The following is a 420-nucleotide window of genomic DNA, read 5'->3' as shown; positions in this document are numbered from 1 at the left end:
TGACGGCCGCCATCCGCGCGGTGGGCGCTGCACGACCGGGTGTGCCGTACGACTCTGAGGAAGGCGCATGACGGCCTCCGTTCGCGCGCTCGCAACCGACGGCGGTGGTGCCGCAAATCCACGAGGAGGTGGCGTGGCTCCCCCGATCCGGGTTCTGGTGGCCGACGACCAGGCGTTGCTGCGTGGGAGTTTCCGGGTGCTGCTGGAGACCTCGGGGATGGACGTGGTTGGCGAGGCCGGCACTGGGCTCGAGGCGGTCCGGGTTGCCGGGGAGACGCGGCCGGACGTGATTCTCATGGACGTCCGCATGCCCGACATGGACGGCATCGCGGCGACCCGGGAGATCACCGCGACCTCGGCCGCGCGTGTGATCATCCTGACGATGTTCGACCTGGACGCGTACGTGTTCGCGGCGCTGCG

1 protein-coding gene is annotated in these 420 nt (G+C 70.2%); it reads left to right on the top strand.

Annotated elements, in window-relative coordinates:
- Positions 1 to 157: 157 nt before the first annotated feature.
- On the top strand, positions 158 to 420 hold a 263-nt coding region (locus ABZS66_RS40370), incomplete at its 3' end, for a response regulator transcription factor (protein WP_354767337.1).

This window comes from Dactylosporangium sp. NPDC005572 (assembly GCF_040605515.1).
GTDB lineage: Bacteria > Actinomycetota > Actinomycetes > Mycobacteriales > Micromonosporaceae > Dactylosporangium.
The sequence above is the reverse complement of the archived record's forward strand: the minus strand, read 5'-3'. Positions and strand labels throughout refer to the sequence as shown.